Genomic DNA, 15,920 nt, shown 5'->3' on the forward strand with positions numbered 1-15,920 from the left:
CTCGGGCGCGGGGCCGGCGGCGTGCACGGGGTCGATACCGGTGGGCAGATGCGCCTGTGCGCCGGGCTCCACACCTAGCGGGGCGACGTGCGCCGTCGACGCGAGTTCTGGGGTCTGTACAAATTGATTCACCGACGCGGCAACGTTTTTCGATTCCTCGGGAGCCGACGGGCTGTGGCTGAATGCCTGCGCCGCGGCCATCAACAGCTGCGTCGCCTGCTCGGGGTTGCCGGCGGCCTGCTGGATGATCGGGCTCAATTCGGTGAGCGCCGGCAGTCCCGGCATTCCGGGGATCTGCTGAACGGGGATCGGCGCGGGCGGCGCCGGGTCGGCTGCCGCGTTGGGGGACAGTGCCATTGCGGCGCTGGATGCGATGGCCGCTGCAGCGAAGGTGCTGATCAGATTTCTTGCGATGAACATGGTGTCCTCCCGGTCGTCGATGTTGTTGGTGGCCGGCTAGCGCGCGGCGGCGCTAGCCGGCCAGGGCCGTGCATCAGGGCAGGGCGGACACCGGGAACAGCGACGCGGTCGGCGCTGCGACCGGCGCCACCGCCGCCGGTGCGGCAAGAACCGGCAGGGATGCGGCCGGTGCGGCAGCGACTGGTACGCCCGCCGCCGAGGCCAGCCCGCTGGTGAGCGGAGATCCGCCGCCGATCAGCGAGGTCAGGTCACCGGGCAGCGACACCTGCTGCGGCAACGGGAACGGCAGCCCCGGTATCTGCGGCAGGTTGAGCTGGGCCTGGGGCAGCATGGCCGCAGGGCCGGTTGCCGTTGGAGCCGCAGCCGGTGCCGCCAGACCCGGAAGGCTGAGGCCGGGGGCCGTCGACGTGGCGGCCGGAGTCGGCGTGCTCAACCCCGGAATGCCGAGGCTGGGAGCGGCCGACGTGGCCTGGGTCGGGGACGCCAGAGCCGGAAGTAGCGACGAACCGGCGGTCGGGGCGGCCGCTTGCTGCGGCATCTTGATCGATGCGCTGGCCAGCGGCGGCGGTGTAGCCGGCTGACCGCCAAGCGCGCCGGCGACGTTCTGCAGCATCTGCGGCGCCTGAGCCGCGGTGCCGATGAGTTGCTGGCTGATGTCGGGGGTGGGCACCGGTGCCGGGTCGGCATGGGCTGTGCCCATCAAGCCGCCGAAGAGCAACGCTGCCGACGAGCCCGCCACAACAGCGCTGGCGCGTACGAAGGTCCGAACAGTTGACATGATTCTCCCTGAAACTCGATGACAGGTCCTCCGCGCCGATAGTTCGCCTGATGTCAAAGTGACTCAAGTGACACGTGTGGCATTTATGCGACCGTTACGGAATTGAGCGACAGCAGTGACCGAGCGGCCTCGCGCCGGGACCATCCGCACTCGTCGGGCCCGGCGATAGAGTCGTGCAGATAGACACCACCTCGGCCGCTCCGGCGGCAGCTAACAACCGCCGGCGCGCGATTTCTGTGCAGACGCTCGGGCCGGTGCTACTGGTCGTGAGCGTCGCCGCGCGGCTGGCCTGGACCTATCTGGCTCCCAACGGGGCTAACTTCGTCGACTTGCACGTCTACATCGGCGGCGCGGCGATGATCGATCACCCGGGCAGCCTGTACCGCTACGTGTACGCCGACCAGACGCCGGATTTCCCGCTGCCCTTCACCTATCCGCCGTTCGCCGCGGTCATCTTCTACCCGCTGCACCTGCTGCCGTTCGGTCTGGTCGCGTTTTGCTGGACGGTCGGGACGATGGCCGCGCTGTACGGGGTCGTGCGGATCAGCCAGCGATTGCTGGGTGTCGCGGCCGGCGAGGGTCATCGGTTGGCGATGCTCTGGACGGGGATTGCGATATGGCTCGAGCCGCTACGCAGCACGTTCGACTATGGGCAGATCAACGTCGTGCTGGCGCTTTTCACGCTGGCGGCGGTGTTCAGCACGCGTTGGTGGCTGTCCGGCCTGTTGTTGGGAACAGCGGCGGGGGTGAAGTTGACGCCCGCGATCGGGGGACTGTATTTCGTCGGCGCGCGCCGGTGGGCGGCGGCGGCGTTTTCGGCGGTGGTCTTCCTGGCCACCGTCGCAGTGTCAGCGTTGGTGGTCGGCGATCAAACTCGTTACTACTTCACCGAATTGATCTTCAAGACCGACCGGGTCGGGCCGATCTGCACGATCTTCAACCAGTCCTGGCGTGGTGGGATCTGCCGCGTCTTCGGCCATGACGCCGGCTACAGCCCGGCGGTACTGATCGGAATCGTCGTCACGGCAATACTTTCCGTACTCGCCTGGCGCGCCCTCGGCAACCGCGCGACCGACCAGCTTGGCCCGTTGTTGATCGTCGAACTCTTCGGGTTGCTGCTCTCGCCGATCTCCTGGACGCACCACTGGGTTTGGTTGGTGCCGTTGATGATTTGGCTGCTGCACGGGCCGCTGTCCGACGGTCGTGGCGCCCGGATTCTCGGCTGGACCTGGTTGGTGCTGACCATCATCGGCGTGCCCTGGCTGCTGAGCTTCGCCCAGCCGACCATCTGGCAGAACGGCAGGCCGTGGTATCAGGCCTGGGGCGGGCTGGTCTACATCGTCGCGTCGTTGGCCACGCTGGCGTGGATCGCGGCCAGCGGAAGGCGCGAAACTAACTAACTCCCAATGATGGCGTCGATGTCGCGCGCCATCGCCACGTCCTTGTCGGTGATGCCACCTTCGGAATGCGTCACCAAAGCGAAAGTCACAGTCCGCCAACGGATATCGATGTCGGGGTGATGGTCTTTAGCTTCGGCGTGTTCGGCCACCCGGCGCACGGCCTCGATGCCGGCGAGAAACGCCGGAAACTTCACCGATCGGCGCAGGGCGCCCTGGTCGCGCTCCCACCCGTTGAGATCAGGCAGCGCGGCGTCTACTTGCTCATCCGATAACACAGCCATGTTTCAAACGTATACCGCCAAACGTATACCGTCAGCCGCGATGGTCAACCAGATCGTGGTCGCCGGAGCAATCGTCGCCGAGGCGACGGTGCTGATCGCACAGCGCAGCCGGCCGCCGGAACTGGCCGGCCGATGGGAATTGCCGGGTGGCAAGGTCGCCGCGGGTGAGACTGAAGCCGAGGCGCTGGCCCGCGAACTCGCCGAAGAGCTCGGCGTCGACGTCGCGGTCGGTCCACGACTGGGCGACGATGTCGCGCTCAACGCGACGATGACGTTGCGGGCATACGCGGCCACGCTGATCCGGGGTGAGCCGCAGCCGCATGACCACACGGCATTGCGCTGGGTGTCCGCGGCCCAGTTGCAGGACGTCGACTGGGTGCCGGCCGACCGCGGTTTCCTGCCGGCGCTGCGTCATCTGCTGGCGCCCACGACGGACCCGCGTTAAACGTCACAGTCGCTCAGTTTCGCGATCGACTACCTGCACTGAAACAATCACCGACGTGGATTTCCGGAACGTAGCCATCGTCGCGCACGTGGATCACGGCAAGACGACCCTGGTTGATGCCATGTTGCGGCAATCCGGGGCGCTGACGCACCGCGGCGACGACGCTATCGAACGCCTCATGGACTCGGGTGACCTGGAGAAGGAGAAGGGCATCACGATCCTGGCGAAGAACACCGCCGTGCACCGTCAGCACGCGGACGGGTCGATGACCGTCATCAACGTCATCGACACGCCGGGCCACGCCGACTTCGGCGGCGAGGTGGAGCGCGGTCTGTCCATGGTCGACGGCGTGCTGCTGCTGGTCGACGCGTCGGAGGGGCCGCTGCCGCAGACCCGCTTCGTGCTGCGCAAGGCCCTGGCCGCGCACCTGCCCGTCATCTTGGTGGTGAACAAGACCGACCGGCCCGACGCCCGGATCGCCGAGGTCGTCGAGGAGAGCCACGACCTGCTGCTCGACGTCGCCTCGGACCTCGACGAGGAGGCCCAGGCGGCCGCCGAAAAGGCGCTCGATCTGCCAACGCTCTATGCCTCGGGACGTGCCGGCATCGCCAGCACCACCGAACCGGCCAATGGCGAGAACCCCGACGGTGACAACCTGGACCCGCTGTTCGAGGTGCTGTTCGAGCACATCCCGCCGCCGCAGGGCGATCCCGAGGCGCCGTTGCAGGCCCTGGTGACCAACCTCGACGCATCGTCGTTCCTCGGTCGACTGGCCCTGATCCGGATCTACAAGGGCCGCATCCGCAAGGGCCAGCAGGTGGCCTGGATGCGCGAGGTGGACGGCCATCCGGTGATCACGAACGCGAAGATCACCGAACTCCTGGTCACCGAGGGCGTGGAACGCACGTCCACCGACGAGGCCGTCGCCGGCGACATCGTCGCGGTGGCGGGCATCCCGGAGATCATGATCGGCGACACGCTCGCCGATACCGAGCATGCTCACGCGCTGCCGCGCATCACCGTCGACGAGCCCGCTATCTCGGTGACCATCGGCACCAACACCTCGCCGCTGGCGGGCAAGGTGTCCGGACACAAGCTCACCGCGCGGATGGTCAAGTCGCGACTGGACACCGAACTCGTCGGCAACGTGTCGATCAAGGTCGTCGACATCGACCGTCCCGACGCCTGGGAGGTCCAGGGCCGCGGTGAGCTGGCGTTGGCTGTGCTCGTCGAGCAGATGCGCCGCGAGGGCTTCGAGCTGACCGTCGGCAAGCCCCAGGTGGTCACGCAGACCATCGACGGCAAGCTGCACGAGCCGTTCGAGGCGATGACCATCGACTGCCCCGAGGAGTTCGTCGGCGCGATCACCCAGCTGATGGCCGCCCGCAAGGGCCGCATGGAGGAGATGACCAACCACGCCGCCGGTTGGGTGCGGATGGACTTCATCGTGCCGAGCCGCGGCCTGATCGGCTTCCGCACCGACTTCCTGACCCTGACCCGCGGCACCGGTATCGCCAACGCCGTCTTCGACGGCTACCGGCCGTGGGCCGGTGAGATCAAGTCGCGGCACACCGGTTCGCTGGTTTCGGACCGCAGCGGGTCGATCACCCCGTTCGCGATGATCCAGCTGGGCGACCGCGGCCAGTTCTTCGTCGAACCCGGTGAGGACACCTACGAGGGCCAGGTGGTCGGGATCAATCCGCGCGCCGAGGACCTCGACGTCAACGTGACGCGCGAGAAGAAGCTGACGAACATGCGGTCATCGACGGCCGACGTGATGGAGACGCTCGCCCGGCCGCTGGTGCTTGGTCTGGAGCAGGCAATGGAATTCTGCGCCGAGGACGAATGCGTGGAGGTAACGCCCGAGGTGGTCCGGGTGCGCAAGGTCGAGCTCGCCGCGACCCTGCGCGCGCGGGCGAAGGCCCGGGCCAAGGCCCGCGGCTAACGGGCCGCATTGAGCGTCGACGGGCGAACCGGCCCCGATACCCTGTTGGGCGTGCCGAGACGAGCCCGCCGCGTTTTCGCGACAAGCGGCGTGCTGGTTTTACTCATGTCGTTCGCCGGCTGCGCCGTCAGCCCGCCCCCGGCGCCGCAGAGCACCGAGACTAAACGGAGCACCGCGCCGCCCCCGCAGCGCAAGACGCAGATCATCATGGGCATCGACTCGATCGGCGCGGGGTTCAACCCGCATCTGCTGTCCGATCTGTCCGCGGTCAACGCCGCGATCAGTGCGCTGGTGCTGCCCAGCGCTTTTCGTCCGGTCGCCGATCCCGGCACGCCGACCGGGTCGCGGTGGGAGATGGACCCCACCCTGCTGGACTCGGCCGAGGTGACCAACGAGAGCCCGTTCACGGTGACCTACAAGATCCGTCCGGAGGCCCAGTGGACCGATAACGCGCCGATCGCCGCCGACGACTTCTGGTACCTGTGGCGCCAGATGGTCGGCCAGCCCGGTGTGGTCGATCCGGCCGGTTATGACCTGATCACCGGCGTGCAGTCGATCGACGGCGGCAAGCAGGCCGTCGTCACCTTCGCCCGGCCCTACCCGGCGTGGCGCGAATTGTTCAGCGACATCCTTCCGGCGCACATCGTCAAGGACGTGCCGGGCGGCTTCCCGGCCGGGCTGGCGCGCGCCCTGCCGGTCACCGGCGGCCAGTTCCGGGTGGAGTCCATCGACCCGCAGCGCGACGAGATCCTGCTCGCCCGCAACGACCGGTACTGGGGACCGCCGGCCAAACCCGACATGATCCTGTTCCGCCGGGCCGGGGCGCCCGCCGCGCTGGCCGACTCGGTCCGCAACGGCGACACCCAGGTAGCCCAAGTGCACGGTGGCTCAGCGGCTTTCGCGCAGCTGTCGGCGATCCCGGACGTGCGGACGGCCCGGATCATGACGCCGCGAGTGATGCAGCTGACGCTGCGCGCCAACGAGGCCAAGCTGGCCGATGTACAGCTGCGCAAGGCGATCTTCGGACTGCTCGACGTCGACCTGCTCGCGGCGGTGGGCGCCGGCAGCGACAACACCGTCAGCCTGGACCAGGCGCAGATCCGCTCGCCCAGCGATCCGGGCTACGTGCCGACCGCGCCGCCGGCGCTGACCCGCACGGCGGCGTTGGGCTTGCTGGAAGCGGCGGGCTACCAGATCGACAACGACACCTCGACCCCGGAGAACACCCGCGGCCACGTCAGCAAGGACGGCAAGCAGCTCGCGCTGGTGATCGGGGTCGCTGCCAACGACCCGACGTCGCTGGCGGTGGCCAACACGGCCGCCGACCAGTTGCGCAACGTCGGCATTCTCGCGACCGTGCTGGCGCTCGACCCGGTGGCGATGTACCGCGATGCGCTGGTCAACGACCGGGTGGACGCGCTGGTTGGTTGGCGCGAGGCCGGGGGAAACTTGGCGACGCAGTTGGCTTCCCGTTACAGCTGCCCGGCGCTGGAGGCCACCGCGGTATCGACGGCCTCGGCGCCGACCTCCTCATCGGATCCGTCGGCTTCGGCCAAGCCGGCTCCGACTACCACGCCGACGGCAACGAGTTCGACGCCGCCGTCCCACGCTCAGGAGTCCGGCGCATTGGTGCAGGCGCCGTCGAACCTGACTGGCATCTGCGACCACGCCGTCCAGGCCGACATCGACGCGGCGCTGGGCGGCACCAAGGACATCAACGATGTGGTCAATGCCGTCGAGCCGCGGCTGTGGGACATGTCCACCGTGCTGCCGATTCTGCAGGACACCACGATCGTCGGGGCGGGTCCGAGTGTGCAGAATGTCAGCCTGTCCGGTGCGGTGCCGGTGGGCATCGTCGGCGATGCGGGGCAGTGGGTGAAGACCGCTCAATGAGTGCGCCGGGCGATGACGGGTGCTCGGCGCACCCGGCCGGTAACGATTCGATATTTCTTGTACACAAGTGGGCGGCCCGCCTTTGGCCCTTTTGGAGGTTGAAACTCGGTGCGGGTCTATTCTGAAAATAGTTGCACTGCAGTCATTTACGTCGACTGTGGCAGCACGGTATCGACGATCTGGGCGAGCTGGCGCTTGTTGGGCGGGGCGCCGGTGAGTAGCAGTTGCTGATTGATCAGGGCGGTGCCGGCTCGCGCCGTGTACGGCGTCAAGATGGCCGCGTCGATCTCGCCACTGTCCGCGCCGGCCTGCAGAACCGATTCGGTCATCCGCAATCGGGGCCCGACGACGGCGTCGGCGAAGATCGCGCGCAACTCCGGCTCATGCAGCAGCTGCTGAATGGTGAACAGCCCCGGGAACGCGGTCTTGCCCGCAACAAGGTCACAGTGTGCGCTGAAGATGGCCAGCAGATTCTGCCGTGCCGATCGGTCCCCGCGGGGCTCGGGCAACGGCGGCAGTGCGTAGAGCAGCGCCGCCTGAACCAGGTCGTGCTTGCTGGACCACCGCCGATACAACGCCGCTTTGCCCGTCCGGGCCTGCGCGGCGATCCCTTCCATGGTCAGCCCGCCGTACCCGACAGCAGCCAATTCGGCCAGCGTCGCGTCATAAAGGGCATCCTCGAGCTGCTTGCCCCGGCGGCGGGTGCGGACCGTTGCCGTCTGCTGTGCCATGCGACGATAGTAGTCACGATCGTATATTCAGCCGAGCTGGCCGTTGCCGAGTTAGCGACTGTTGCTGCGGCTCAGCGGTTTAGGCCGCGAAATCCGTTGCCGCGCAGCGCAACGGTAGGGTGCGTCCCATGCAGGAAACTCCGCGGCTGCTGTTCGTGCATGCCCATCCCGACGACGAGACCATCACCAACGGCGTCACCATCGCCCACTATGTCGGGCGCGGGGCGCAGGTGCAGGTCGTCACCTGCACGCTCGGCGAGGAGGGTGAGGTCATCGGCGACCAGTGGGCGCAGCTGGCCGTCGACCACGCCGATCAGCTGGGCGGCTACCGGATCGGCGAGCTGACCGCCGCGCTGCACGCGCTCGGCGTCAGTGGGCCGACCTACCTGGGCGGCCCCGGCCGGTGGCGTGATTCCGGGATGGTGGGCGCGCAGGCGCGTGGCCGGCAACGGTTCAGCGACGCTGACAAGCGCGAGGCCGTGGGCGCACTGGTCGCCATCATTCGCGAGCTGCGTCCGCACGTCGTGGTGACCTACGACCCCAACGGTGGATACGGGCATCCCGACCACATTCAGACCCACGTCGTCACCAGCGCGGCGGTGGCCGCAGCCGGCACCGACGATTACCCGGGTGCGCCGTGGTCGGTCCCCAAGCTTTATTGGACGGTCATTGCCCGCAGCGCGTTCACCGCGGGCTGGGCGGCACTGGGTCCCAGCGACATGCGCGACGACTGGGTGATTCCACCGGCCGACGGCGACTTCGGCCAACTCGGCTACGGCGACGACGAGATCGACGCCGTCATCGACGACCCGGCGGCCCTGCCGGCGAAGACGGCGGCGCTGCGCGCACACGCCACCCAGCTGACCGTCGGCCCCACCGGCCGGGCGATCGCGTTGTCCAACAACCTGGCCCTGCCGGTCGTCGGCCAGGAGCACTACATCTTGGCCGCCGGCGCCGCCGGAGATCGCGACGACCGCGGCTGGGAGACCGACCTGCTTGCCGGAGTCGACCTCGCCGGGCCGGTCACGCGGTAGGCTGCCGGAATGGACCCGGATCTGGACTACAACCAGCAGCACTGGCAGGACCGGCTGGATAGCTTTCAGTGGACTGTCATGTCCATCGTCTCGCAGTTGGACAGCGTTCCCACCTGAGCGTCACCCTGTCGCGCGTCGGCCAGATCGACAACGCCGCGGCGATGGCTCCCGCTATCCGTAGCGCCGTCTTGACCTTGCTCGCGGTCGACGGAGTCATTTCCGCAGTCGGCGGCGCCCTGCTTTTGCCGACTTATATAGGCTCGATCCCGTTTCCCGTGAGCGCAGTGATCAGTGGCCTGCTCAACGCTGCGCTGGTCTGGGCCGCCGGACGGTGGACGACATCGATCCGAGTGGCCGCGCTGCCGCTGTGGACCTGGTTGCTGACGGTTCTGCTGATGGGCCTGGGTGGTCCGGGCGGCGACATCATCCTCGGCGGTCGAGGAGCAATGGCCTACAGCCCGTTGCTGCTGCTCTTGGCGGGCGTCGTGCCGCCGTTCTTCATGCTGTACCGGGGTCGGCCCGCCCACTGAGGGCGGGGACTCCCTAGCGCCGCACCGGAGGCTACTGTTGTCGCTCATGGCACGCGTCGGGTCGCGGATAGTTGGGACGTGCGGATGAAATTCGGATGGCCGGAAGTTACACAGACGTGCCGTTGACTCCGGGCGAACAGCCGACTCTGCTACCCAGCCCATCGGTGCCCCCTCCTATCGGCGGGTCCGCGATGCGGCGGGTGCTGCGGCGTGCCCGCGACGGGGTGGCGCTGAACGTCGACGAGGCTGCGGTCGCGATGACTGCGCGCGGCGACGATCTCGCCGAGCTGTGTCGCAGCGCCGCCCGGGTGCGCGACGCCGGTCTTGAATCGGCCGGACGGCGCGGCCCGGCCGGACGCCTGCCGGTCAGCTACTCGCGCAAGGTCTTCATCCCGGTCACCCATCTGTGCCGGGACTCATGCAACTACTGCACATTCGTCACCGTTCCCGGCAAGCTCCGTGCCCAGGGCGCCGGAATGTACATGGAGCCCGACGATATTCTCGACATCGCCCGGCGCGGCGCTGAACTTGGTTGCAAGGAAGCGTTATTCACCCTCGGCGATCGGCCCGAAGATCGGTGGCCCGAGGCGCGGGAATGGCTGGACGAACGAGGCTACGACTCCACGTTGTCCTACCTGCGGGCGATGGCGATCCGGGTGCTGGAGGAGACCGGGCTGCTGCCGCACCTGAACCCAGGCGTGATGAGCTGGTCGGAGCTGTCGCGGTTGAAGCCGGTGGCGCCGTCGATGGGCATGATGCTGGAGACGACGTCGCGGCGGCTCTTCGAGACCAAAGGCCTTGCGCACTACGGTAGCCCGGACAAAGACCCTGAGGTCCGGCTGCGCACGCTGACCGATGCGGGCCGGCTGTCCATCCCGTTCACCACCGGCTTGCTGGTCGGCATCGGCGAGACGCTCACCGAGCGGGCCGAGACGTTGCATGCGATTCGCAAGTCGCACAAGGAGTTCGGTCACGTCCAGGAAGTCATTGTGCAGAACTTCCGGGCCAAGCAGCACACCGCGATGGCCTCGGCGCCCGACGCCGGCATCGACGAATTCCGGGCCACCGTCGCGGTCGCCCGGTTGGTTCTCGGCCCGGCCATGCGCATCCAGGCGCCGCCGAACCTGGTGTCGTCGCAGGAATGTCTGGCGCTGATCGCGGCCGGCGTCGATGACTGGGGCGGCGTCTCGCCGCTGACACCCGATCACGTCAACCCCGAGCGGCCCTGGCCCGCACTCGACGATCTCGCCGCCGTCACCGCCGAGGCGGGATATGACTTGGTGGAGCGGTTGACTGCGCAGCCGAAATACGTGCAGGCGGGAGCCGCGTGGATCGACCCGCGGGTGCGCGGGCACGTTGCGGCGCTGGCCGATCCGGCCAGCGGACTTGCCCGCGACGTGCAGCCGCTGGGCATGCGGTGGCAGGAGCCGGACGACGTGGCCTCGTCGGGCCGGGTCGATCTGAACGCCGCGATCGATACCGAAGGCCGCCGGACCGAGACCCGCAGCGACCTGGACAGTGCGTTCGGCGACTGGGAGTCGATCCGCGCGAAGGTGCACGACCTGGCGGCTCGCTCACCGGAGCGCATCGACACCGATGTGCTCGCGGCGATGCGCTCCGCCGAACGTGACCCGGCCGGCTGCACCGACGCCGAGTATCTCGCGTTGGCCACCGCCGACGGGCCCGCACTGGAAGCCGTTGCCGCGCTGGCAGATTCGCTGCGCCGCGATGTGGTCGGCGATGACGTCACGTTCGTGGTGAACCGCAACATCAACTTCACCAACATCTGCTACACCGGTTGCCGCTTCTGCGCCTTCGCGCAGCGCAAGGACGACGCCGACGCCTACTCGCTGTCGGCGGACGAGGTTGCCCAGCGCGCCTGGGAGGCGCACGTCGCCGGCGCCACCGAAGTCTGCATGCAGGGCGGCATCGACCCCGAGTTGCCGGTCACCGGGTACGCCGACCTGGTCCGCGCGGTCAAGGCGCGGGTGCCCTCGATGCACGTGCACGCGTTCTCGCCGATGGAGATCGCCAACGGGGTGACCAAGAGCGGCTTGAGTATTCGCGAGTGGCTGACCAGCCTGCGCGAGGCGGGCCTGGACTCCATCCCCGGCACCGCCGCCGAGATTCTCGACGACGAAATCCGTTGGGTGCTGACCAAGGGCAAGTTGCCCACCTCGATGTGGATCGAGGTGGTGACGACCGCACACGAGGTGGGTCTGAGGTCGTCGTCGACGATGATGTACGGGCATGTCGACGACCCGCGGCACTGGGTCGGTCACCTCAACGTATTGCGTGGCATCCAGGACCGCACCGGCGGTTTCACCGAGTTCGTTCCGCTGCCTTTCGTCCATCAGAACTCGCCGCTGTACCTCGCCGGGGCGGCACGGCCGGGCCCAAGCCATCGCGACAACCGTGCCGTGCATGCGTTGGCGCGGATCATGTTGCACGGCCGCATCTCTCATATTCAGACCAGCTGGGTCAAGCTCGGTATCGAGCGTACTCAGGTGATGCTCAACGGGGGCGCCAACGACCTCGGTGGCACTTTGATGGAGGAGACCATCTCAAGGATGGCCGGCTCGGAATTCGGGTCTGCCAAGACCGTCTCCGAGCTGATCGCGATCGCCGAGGGCATCGGGCGGCCGGCCCGTCAGCGCACCACCGACTACAACCCGCTTGCGGCTTAGCGTTCTTCGCCGTACGCGACGTTGGAGTCATGCTCGGAGCGCAGACTGGGTCGATGAGTCGTCGTATTCCGCTTGTCGCCGCCATCGTGTTCGCTGTGCTCTTCACACTCGGCCTGCTGATGGTCCCCCCGTTGCCGGGCATTGACCAGCAGGGCAGTGCCGTCGCTTCCCACCTTCGTGACCATGCCGGTGTCATACGGCTGCAAGCGCTTCTGTTGACACTGGGCTTTCTGGCGCTGGTGATCGTCCTCTGCTTCGCCCGCACCCGGCTGGAGGGGCCGGCCGGACACGCCTTCACGATCGGCTCGGCCCTGATCATTGCGGAGTTCAGCGTCGAGCTGTGGTTCACCAGCGGCCTGGCCCTGCACGCCGATACCCTTGATCCCGCCCTCGTGCGTACCGTGGCGGACATCGCCTCGATGTTTGGCCCGATCCTGACCGTTGCCGACGTGATGGTGGCGGTGCCAATAGTGCTCGCCGCCAAGGCCGGCCGCTTCCCGCGCTGGCTAGGTGGCCTCGCGGCGGTCTTCGCCGTCGAGCAATTCGTCGAGACGGTGACGATCATCGGTGGCCCTGGCTCGTTCATTTCTCCGGGCGGGCCGATGAACATGCTTCTGGGCGGCGCGCTGTTCATCGTGTTCTTCCTGGCGCTCGGCATCAGTACGAAGGTGAATGGAGCAGCTGAATGAGCCAAAAGATCGACCACGACCGGTTCCCCGAGTGGCAGCCGTTCGTCGACTCAGTGCAGCAGCGTCGGCCCGACGCCGGCACCTGGTGTGAGGCCTGGACGGTCCGCGACATCGTTATCCACCAGGCCGGCAACGCCGAGGAGTTGGCCCGGGTGCTGGGTGGTCATCTGGCGGGTGAGCCGGTGGAGACGCGGCGTTTCGAGGAACGCGAGACGCCGCTGCGGGCGTTCACCGACGCCGACCTGTGGGCGGCGCTGCACCGAAACATGGCCCACCTCAACGAGGTCGCCGAGGCTGCCGACGACGTGCCTGCCGACACCGACGTGGCGTGGACCGGCCGCACCATGAAGGTGCCGTGGTTCGCCGAGCACATGCGGGAAGAGTTGGTGCTGCACGGGTGGGACATCACCGGCGACGACGCGGCCGCGCAGGCTCGGCTGGCACAGCCGTGGATGACCACGCACAGTGTGCACGCGGTAGGCAAGCCGCTGCTGGTCAAGGGCGCCAAGCAACTGCGGCCCGGCGAACGCATCGACGCCCGGCTGCGGGTCGACGGCGCCGACGACGTTGCCGTGCGCGCCGACTCCGAGAGCGCCGCGATCGAGCTTGCTGACCCCGACGGTCCGGCTGCCCTGGAAACCGACTCCGCCGCAAGGGTTTTACTGCTATGGGGCCGCCGGCCCGCCGACCCATCCCGGATCTGCAGCCGGGTCGGTCCGCAAGCCCTGGGCAGGGTGCGGGCCCTGCTGTCCGGCTACTGAGCTGTCCGGCTACTGAGCCGCTACAGCCGGGCCGCCAGCTCGGTGCCCTGCTTGATGGCACGCTTGGCGTCCAGCTCGGCCGCGATCGCGGCGCCGCCGATCACGTGTGGGTTGATGCCGCCGGTGCGCAACTCGTCTTCGAGGTCACGCACTGGTTCCTGACCGGCGCAGACCACGACGTTGTCCACCGCGAGCAGTTGCGCTCGTTCTCGCTTCGGGCCGAAGCTGATGTGCAGCCCATCGTCGGTGATCCGCTCGTAGTTGACGCCCGAAAGCTGTTGGACGCCTTTAGCTTTCAAAGAAGCCCGGTGTACCCATCCACTGGTTTTGCCGAGGTTCTTTCCCTGGGCGCCGTTCTTGCGCTGCAGAAGATAGACCTCGCGGGCCGGCGGCGCGGGAATCGGCGTGATCAACGCGCCCGGTGCTTCCCAGGGGTCGCCCGCGCCCCACTCGGCCTTCCATTCCTTGAGGTTCAGCGTTGGCGAGTTGTCGGTGACCAGGAATTCGCTGACGTCGAAACCGATTCCGCCGGCTCCGATCACCGCGACACTGTTGCCGACTGGCTTGGCACCGGTGATGGCCTCGGCGTAGGTCAGCACCATCGGATGATCGATTCCGGGGATATTCGGAATCCGCGGCACCACGCCGGTCGCCAGCACCACATGGTCATAGCCGGTCAGTTCGCCGGCCGACACTCGGGTGCCCAGCCGCACCACCACACCGTGCGTCTGCAGCATCGTCCTGAAATACCGGATGGTTTCGTTGAATTCCTCTTTGCCCGGTATTCGGCGGGCCATGTCGAACTGGCCGCCGATGAAGTCGTTGGCCTCGAACAGCGTCACCTGGTGACCACGGGCAGCGGCGTTGACCGCGGCGGCCAGCCCGGCCGGGCCGGCGCCGACCACCGCGATCGTGCGGGTGCGCCGGGTCGGCGACAGCACCAGCTGTGTCTCGTGCCCGGCTCGCGGGTTGAGCAGGCACGACACCGTCTTCTTCACAAACGCGTGATCCAGGCAGGCCTGATTGCAGGCGATGCAGGTGTTGATCTCATCGTCGCGCGCGGCCTGCGCCTTGAGCACCCACTCCGGGTCGGCCAGCAACGGACGGGCCATCGAGATCAGCTGCACGTGGGTGTCGGTCAGGATCTGCTCGGCCGCCTGCGGCATGTTGATCCGATTGGACGCCACCACCGGGATGTCGACGTGCCCGGCGACGGCATGGCTGATGTTGACGAAGGCGTTGCTGGGCACCGAGGTGACGATGGTGGGCACTCGCGCTTCGTGCCAGCCGAAGCCGGAGTTGATCATGGTTGCGCCGGCCGCTTCGACTTCGGTGGCCAGCGTCAGGATGTCGTCCCAGCTCTGACCGCCCTCGACGTAGTCGGCCATCGACATCCGGTAGCAGATGATGAAATCGTTTCCGGTCGCAGCGCGGGCCCGCCGCACGATCTCGACCGGGAACCGGCGACGCTTGTCCGCGGTGCCGCCCCATCCGTCGTTGCGCTTGTTGGTGCGCTCGGTCAGGAACTGGTTGATCAAATACCCTTCGCTGCCCATGATTTCGACGCCGTCGTAACCCGCTTCGCGGGCTAGTTGCGCGCAGCGGGCGAAGTCGTCGATCGTGCTCTGCACGCCGCTCGACGAGAGTCGGCGCGGACGAAACGGGTTGATCTGCGCCTTGATCGACGATGCGCTGACCGAAAGCGGATGGTACGCATACCGTCCGGCGTGCAGGATCTGTAGCAGGATCTTGCCGCCCGCGTCGTGCACCGCGCTGGTGACGCGGCGGTGCCGGCGTGCCTGCCCGGTCGAGGTCAGGTCGGCCGCGAACGGCAGCAACCAACCGGTTCGATTGGGGGCGTAGCCGCCGGTGATGATCAGGCCGACGCCGCCGTGTGCGCGTTCGGCGAAATACTCGGCGAGCCGGTCGATGTGGCGGGTTCGGTCTTCCAGTCCGGTGTGCATCGAGCCCATGATCACCCGGTTGCGCAATGTGGTGAAGCCGAGATCCAACGGGGACAACAGGTTCGGATAGTTCATCGCTGCTCCTGTATCTGCTTCTGCAGGGCGCCAGCCACTTCGTCGAGCCAGTCGATGGTGCCTTCTTCGGCGCGGATTCCACCGCGCAGCACCAAATATTGATGTAATGCGTTGCCGCGCAACGCTGTCGGATCGGGGAACTGTTTCTTCTCGAATCCGCGGTAGGTGTCCAGCAGTTCTGCGCGCTCCGCGCGCAGGGCCGCGATCTGTGTGTGCAGCGCAGCGGTGTCGCCATAGGCGGCGCCGCGCAACTTGACCGCCACTTCGCGGGTGCGGTTGTCGCTGAG

General features: G+C 67.6%; 13 protein-coding genes and 2 pseudogenes. 9 read left to right on the forward strand and 6 right to left on the reverse strand.

The window, feature by feature from the left end:
- Window positions 1-420, reverse strand: a pseudogene (locus WAO18_RS21090) (hypothetical protein); the annotation flags it as partial.
- Between the two features lie 73 nt (window positions 421-493).
- Window positions 494-1,198: a hypothetical protein gene (locus WAO18_RS21095; protein ID WP_422208179.1), complete on the reverse strand. Its 705-nt coding sequence runs from the start codon at window positions 1,196-1,198 to the stop codon at window positions 494-496.
- A 173-nt stretch (window positions 1,199-1,371) separates the two neighbouring features.
- Between WAO18_RS21095 and WAO18_RS21100 the strand changes: the two genes are divergently transcribed.
- Window positions 1,372-2,598 carry a mannosyltransferase gene (locus tag WAO18_RS21100; RefSeq protein WP_422208180.1) on the forward strand — a complete coding sequence of 409 codons (1,227 nt, stop codon included), beginning with the start codon at window positions 1,372-1,374 and terminating at the stop codon, window positions 2,596-2,598.
- On the opposite strand, the gene WAO18_RS21105 is transcribed toward WAO18_RS21100, so the two are convergent.
- The gene (locus tag WAO18_RS21105) at window positions 2,595-2,879 is read right to left on the reverse strand and encodes a 4a-hydroxytetrahydrobiopterin dehydratase (protein WP_422208181.1); all 285 of its coding nucleotides are present in this window, start codon (window positions 2,877-2,879) and stop codon (window positions 2,595-2,597) included. The genes WAO18_RS21100 and WAO18_RS21105 overlap by 4 nt on opposite strands.
- A gap of 40 nt (window positions 2,880-2,919) precedes the next feature.
- Between WAO18_RS21105 and WAO18_RS21110 the strand changes: the two genes are divergently transcribed.
- The 3 genes from WAO18_RS21110 to WAO18_RS21120 are packed head-to-tail and all read left to right on the forward strand — an operon-like array spanning window position 2,920 to window position 7,162.
- Window positions 2,920-3,324, forward strand: a complete 405-nt coding sequence (locus WAO18_RS21110) for a (deoxy)nucleoside triphosphate pyrophosphohydrolase (RefSeq protein WP_422208182.1) — start codon at window positions 2,920-2,922, stop codon at window positions 3,322-3,324.
- A 55-nt stretch (window positions 3,325-3,379) separates the two neighbouring features.
- Window positions 3,380-5,269, forward strand: coding sequence for a translational GTPase TypA (typA, locus tag WAO18_RS21115; RefSeq protein ID WP_422208183.1), 1,890 nt, complete (start codon window positions 3,380-3,382; stop codon window positions 5,267-5,269).
- 45 nt (window positions 5,270-5,314) lie between these two features.
- Window positions 5,315-7,162, forward strand: coding sequence for an ABC transporter family substrate-binding protein (locus WAO18_RS21120; protein ID WP_422208191.1), 1,848 nt, complete (start codon window positions 5,315-5,317; stop codon window positions 7,160-7,162).
- A 146-nt stretch (window positions 7,163-7,308) separates the two neighbouring features.
- On the opposite strand, the gene WAO18_RS21125 is transcribed toward WAO18_RS21120, so the two are convergent.
- Complete coding sequence (locus WAO18_RS21125; protein ID WP_422208184.1) at window positions 7,309-7,893, reverse strand: TetR/AcrR family transcriptional regulator; 585 nt, start codon at window positions 7,891-7,893, stop codon at window positions 7,309-7,311.
- 128 nt (window positions 7,894-8,021) lie between these two features.
- Between WAO18_RS21125 and mshB the strand changes: the two genes are divergently transcribed.
- From mshB to WAO18_RS21150, 5 genes are all read left to right on the forward strand, one after another.
- Window positions 8,022-8,927, forward strand: a complete 906-nt coding sequence (mshB, locus tag WAO18_RS21130) for an N-acetyl-1-D-myo-inositol-2-amino-2-deoxy-alpha-D-glucopyranoside deacetylase (protein WP_422208185.1) — start codon at window positions 8,022-8,024, stop codon at window positions 8,925-8,927.
- A gap of 161 nt (window positions 8,928-9,088) precedes the next feature.
- Entirely contained in the window at window positions 9,089-9,457 is a 369-nt protein-coding gene (locus WAO18_RS21135; protein ID WP_422208186.1) for a hypothetical protein, read from the forward strand.
- Window positions 9,458-9,552: 95 nt separating this feature from the next.
- Window positions 9,553-12,144, forward strand: a complete 2,592-nt coding sequence (locus WAO18_RS21140) for a bifunctional FO biosynthesis protein CofGH (protein ID WP_422208187.1) — start codon at window positions 9,553-9,555, stop codon at window positions 12,142-12,144.
- 53 nt (window positions 12,145-12,197) lie between these two features.
- Window positions 12,198-12,833: a hypothetical protein gene (locus WAO18_RS21145; RefSeq protein WP_422208188.1), complete on the forward strand. Its 636-nt coding sequence runs from the start codon at window positions 12,198-12,200 to the stop codon at window positions 12,831-12,833.
- Window positions 12,830-13,594 carry a maleylpyruvate isomerase N-terminal domain-containing protein gene (locus WAO18_RS21150; protein WP_422208189.1) on the forward strand — a complete coding sequence of 255 codons (765 nt, stop codon included), beginning with the start codon at window positions 12,830-12,832 and terminating at the stop codon, window positions 13,592-13,594. Before WAO18_RS21145 ends, WAO18_RS21150 begins: the two co-directional genes overlap by 4 nt.
- Window positions 13,595-13,614: 20 nt before the next feature.
- Here WAO18_RS21150 and WAO18_RS21155 read toward each other — a convergent pair whose 3' ends face one another.
- Window positions 13,615-15,633: an FAD-dependent oxidoreductase gene (locus WAO18_RS21155; RefSeq protein ID WP_422208190.1), complete on the reverse strand. Its 2,019-nt coding sequence runs from the start codon at window positions 15,631-15,633 to the stop codon at window positions 13,615-13,617.
- A pseudogene (locus tag WAO18_RS21160) lies at window positions 15,630-15,920 on the reverse strand (PadR family transcriptional regulator); the annotation flags it as partial. The gene WAO18_RS21155 and the pseudogene WAO18_RS21160, both read right to left, overlap by 4 nt.

Source organism: Mycobacterium sp., from assembly GCF_049278535.1.
Lineage (GTDB): Bacteria > Actinomycetota > Actinomycetes > Mycobacteriales > Mycobacteriaceae > Mycobacterium.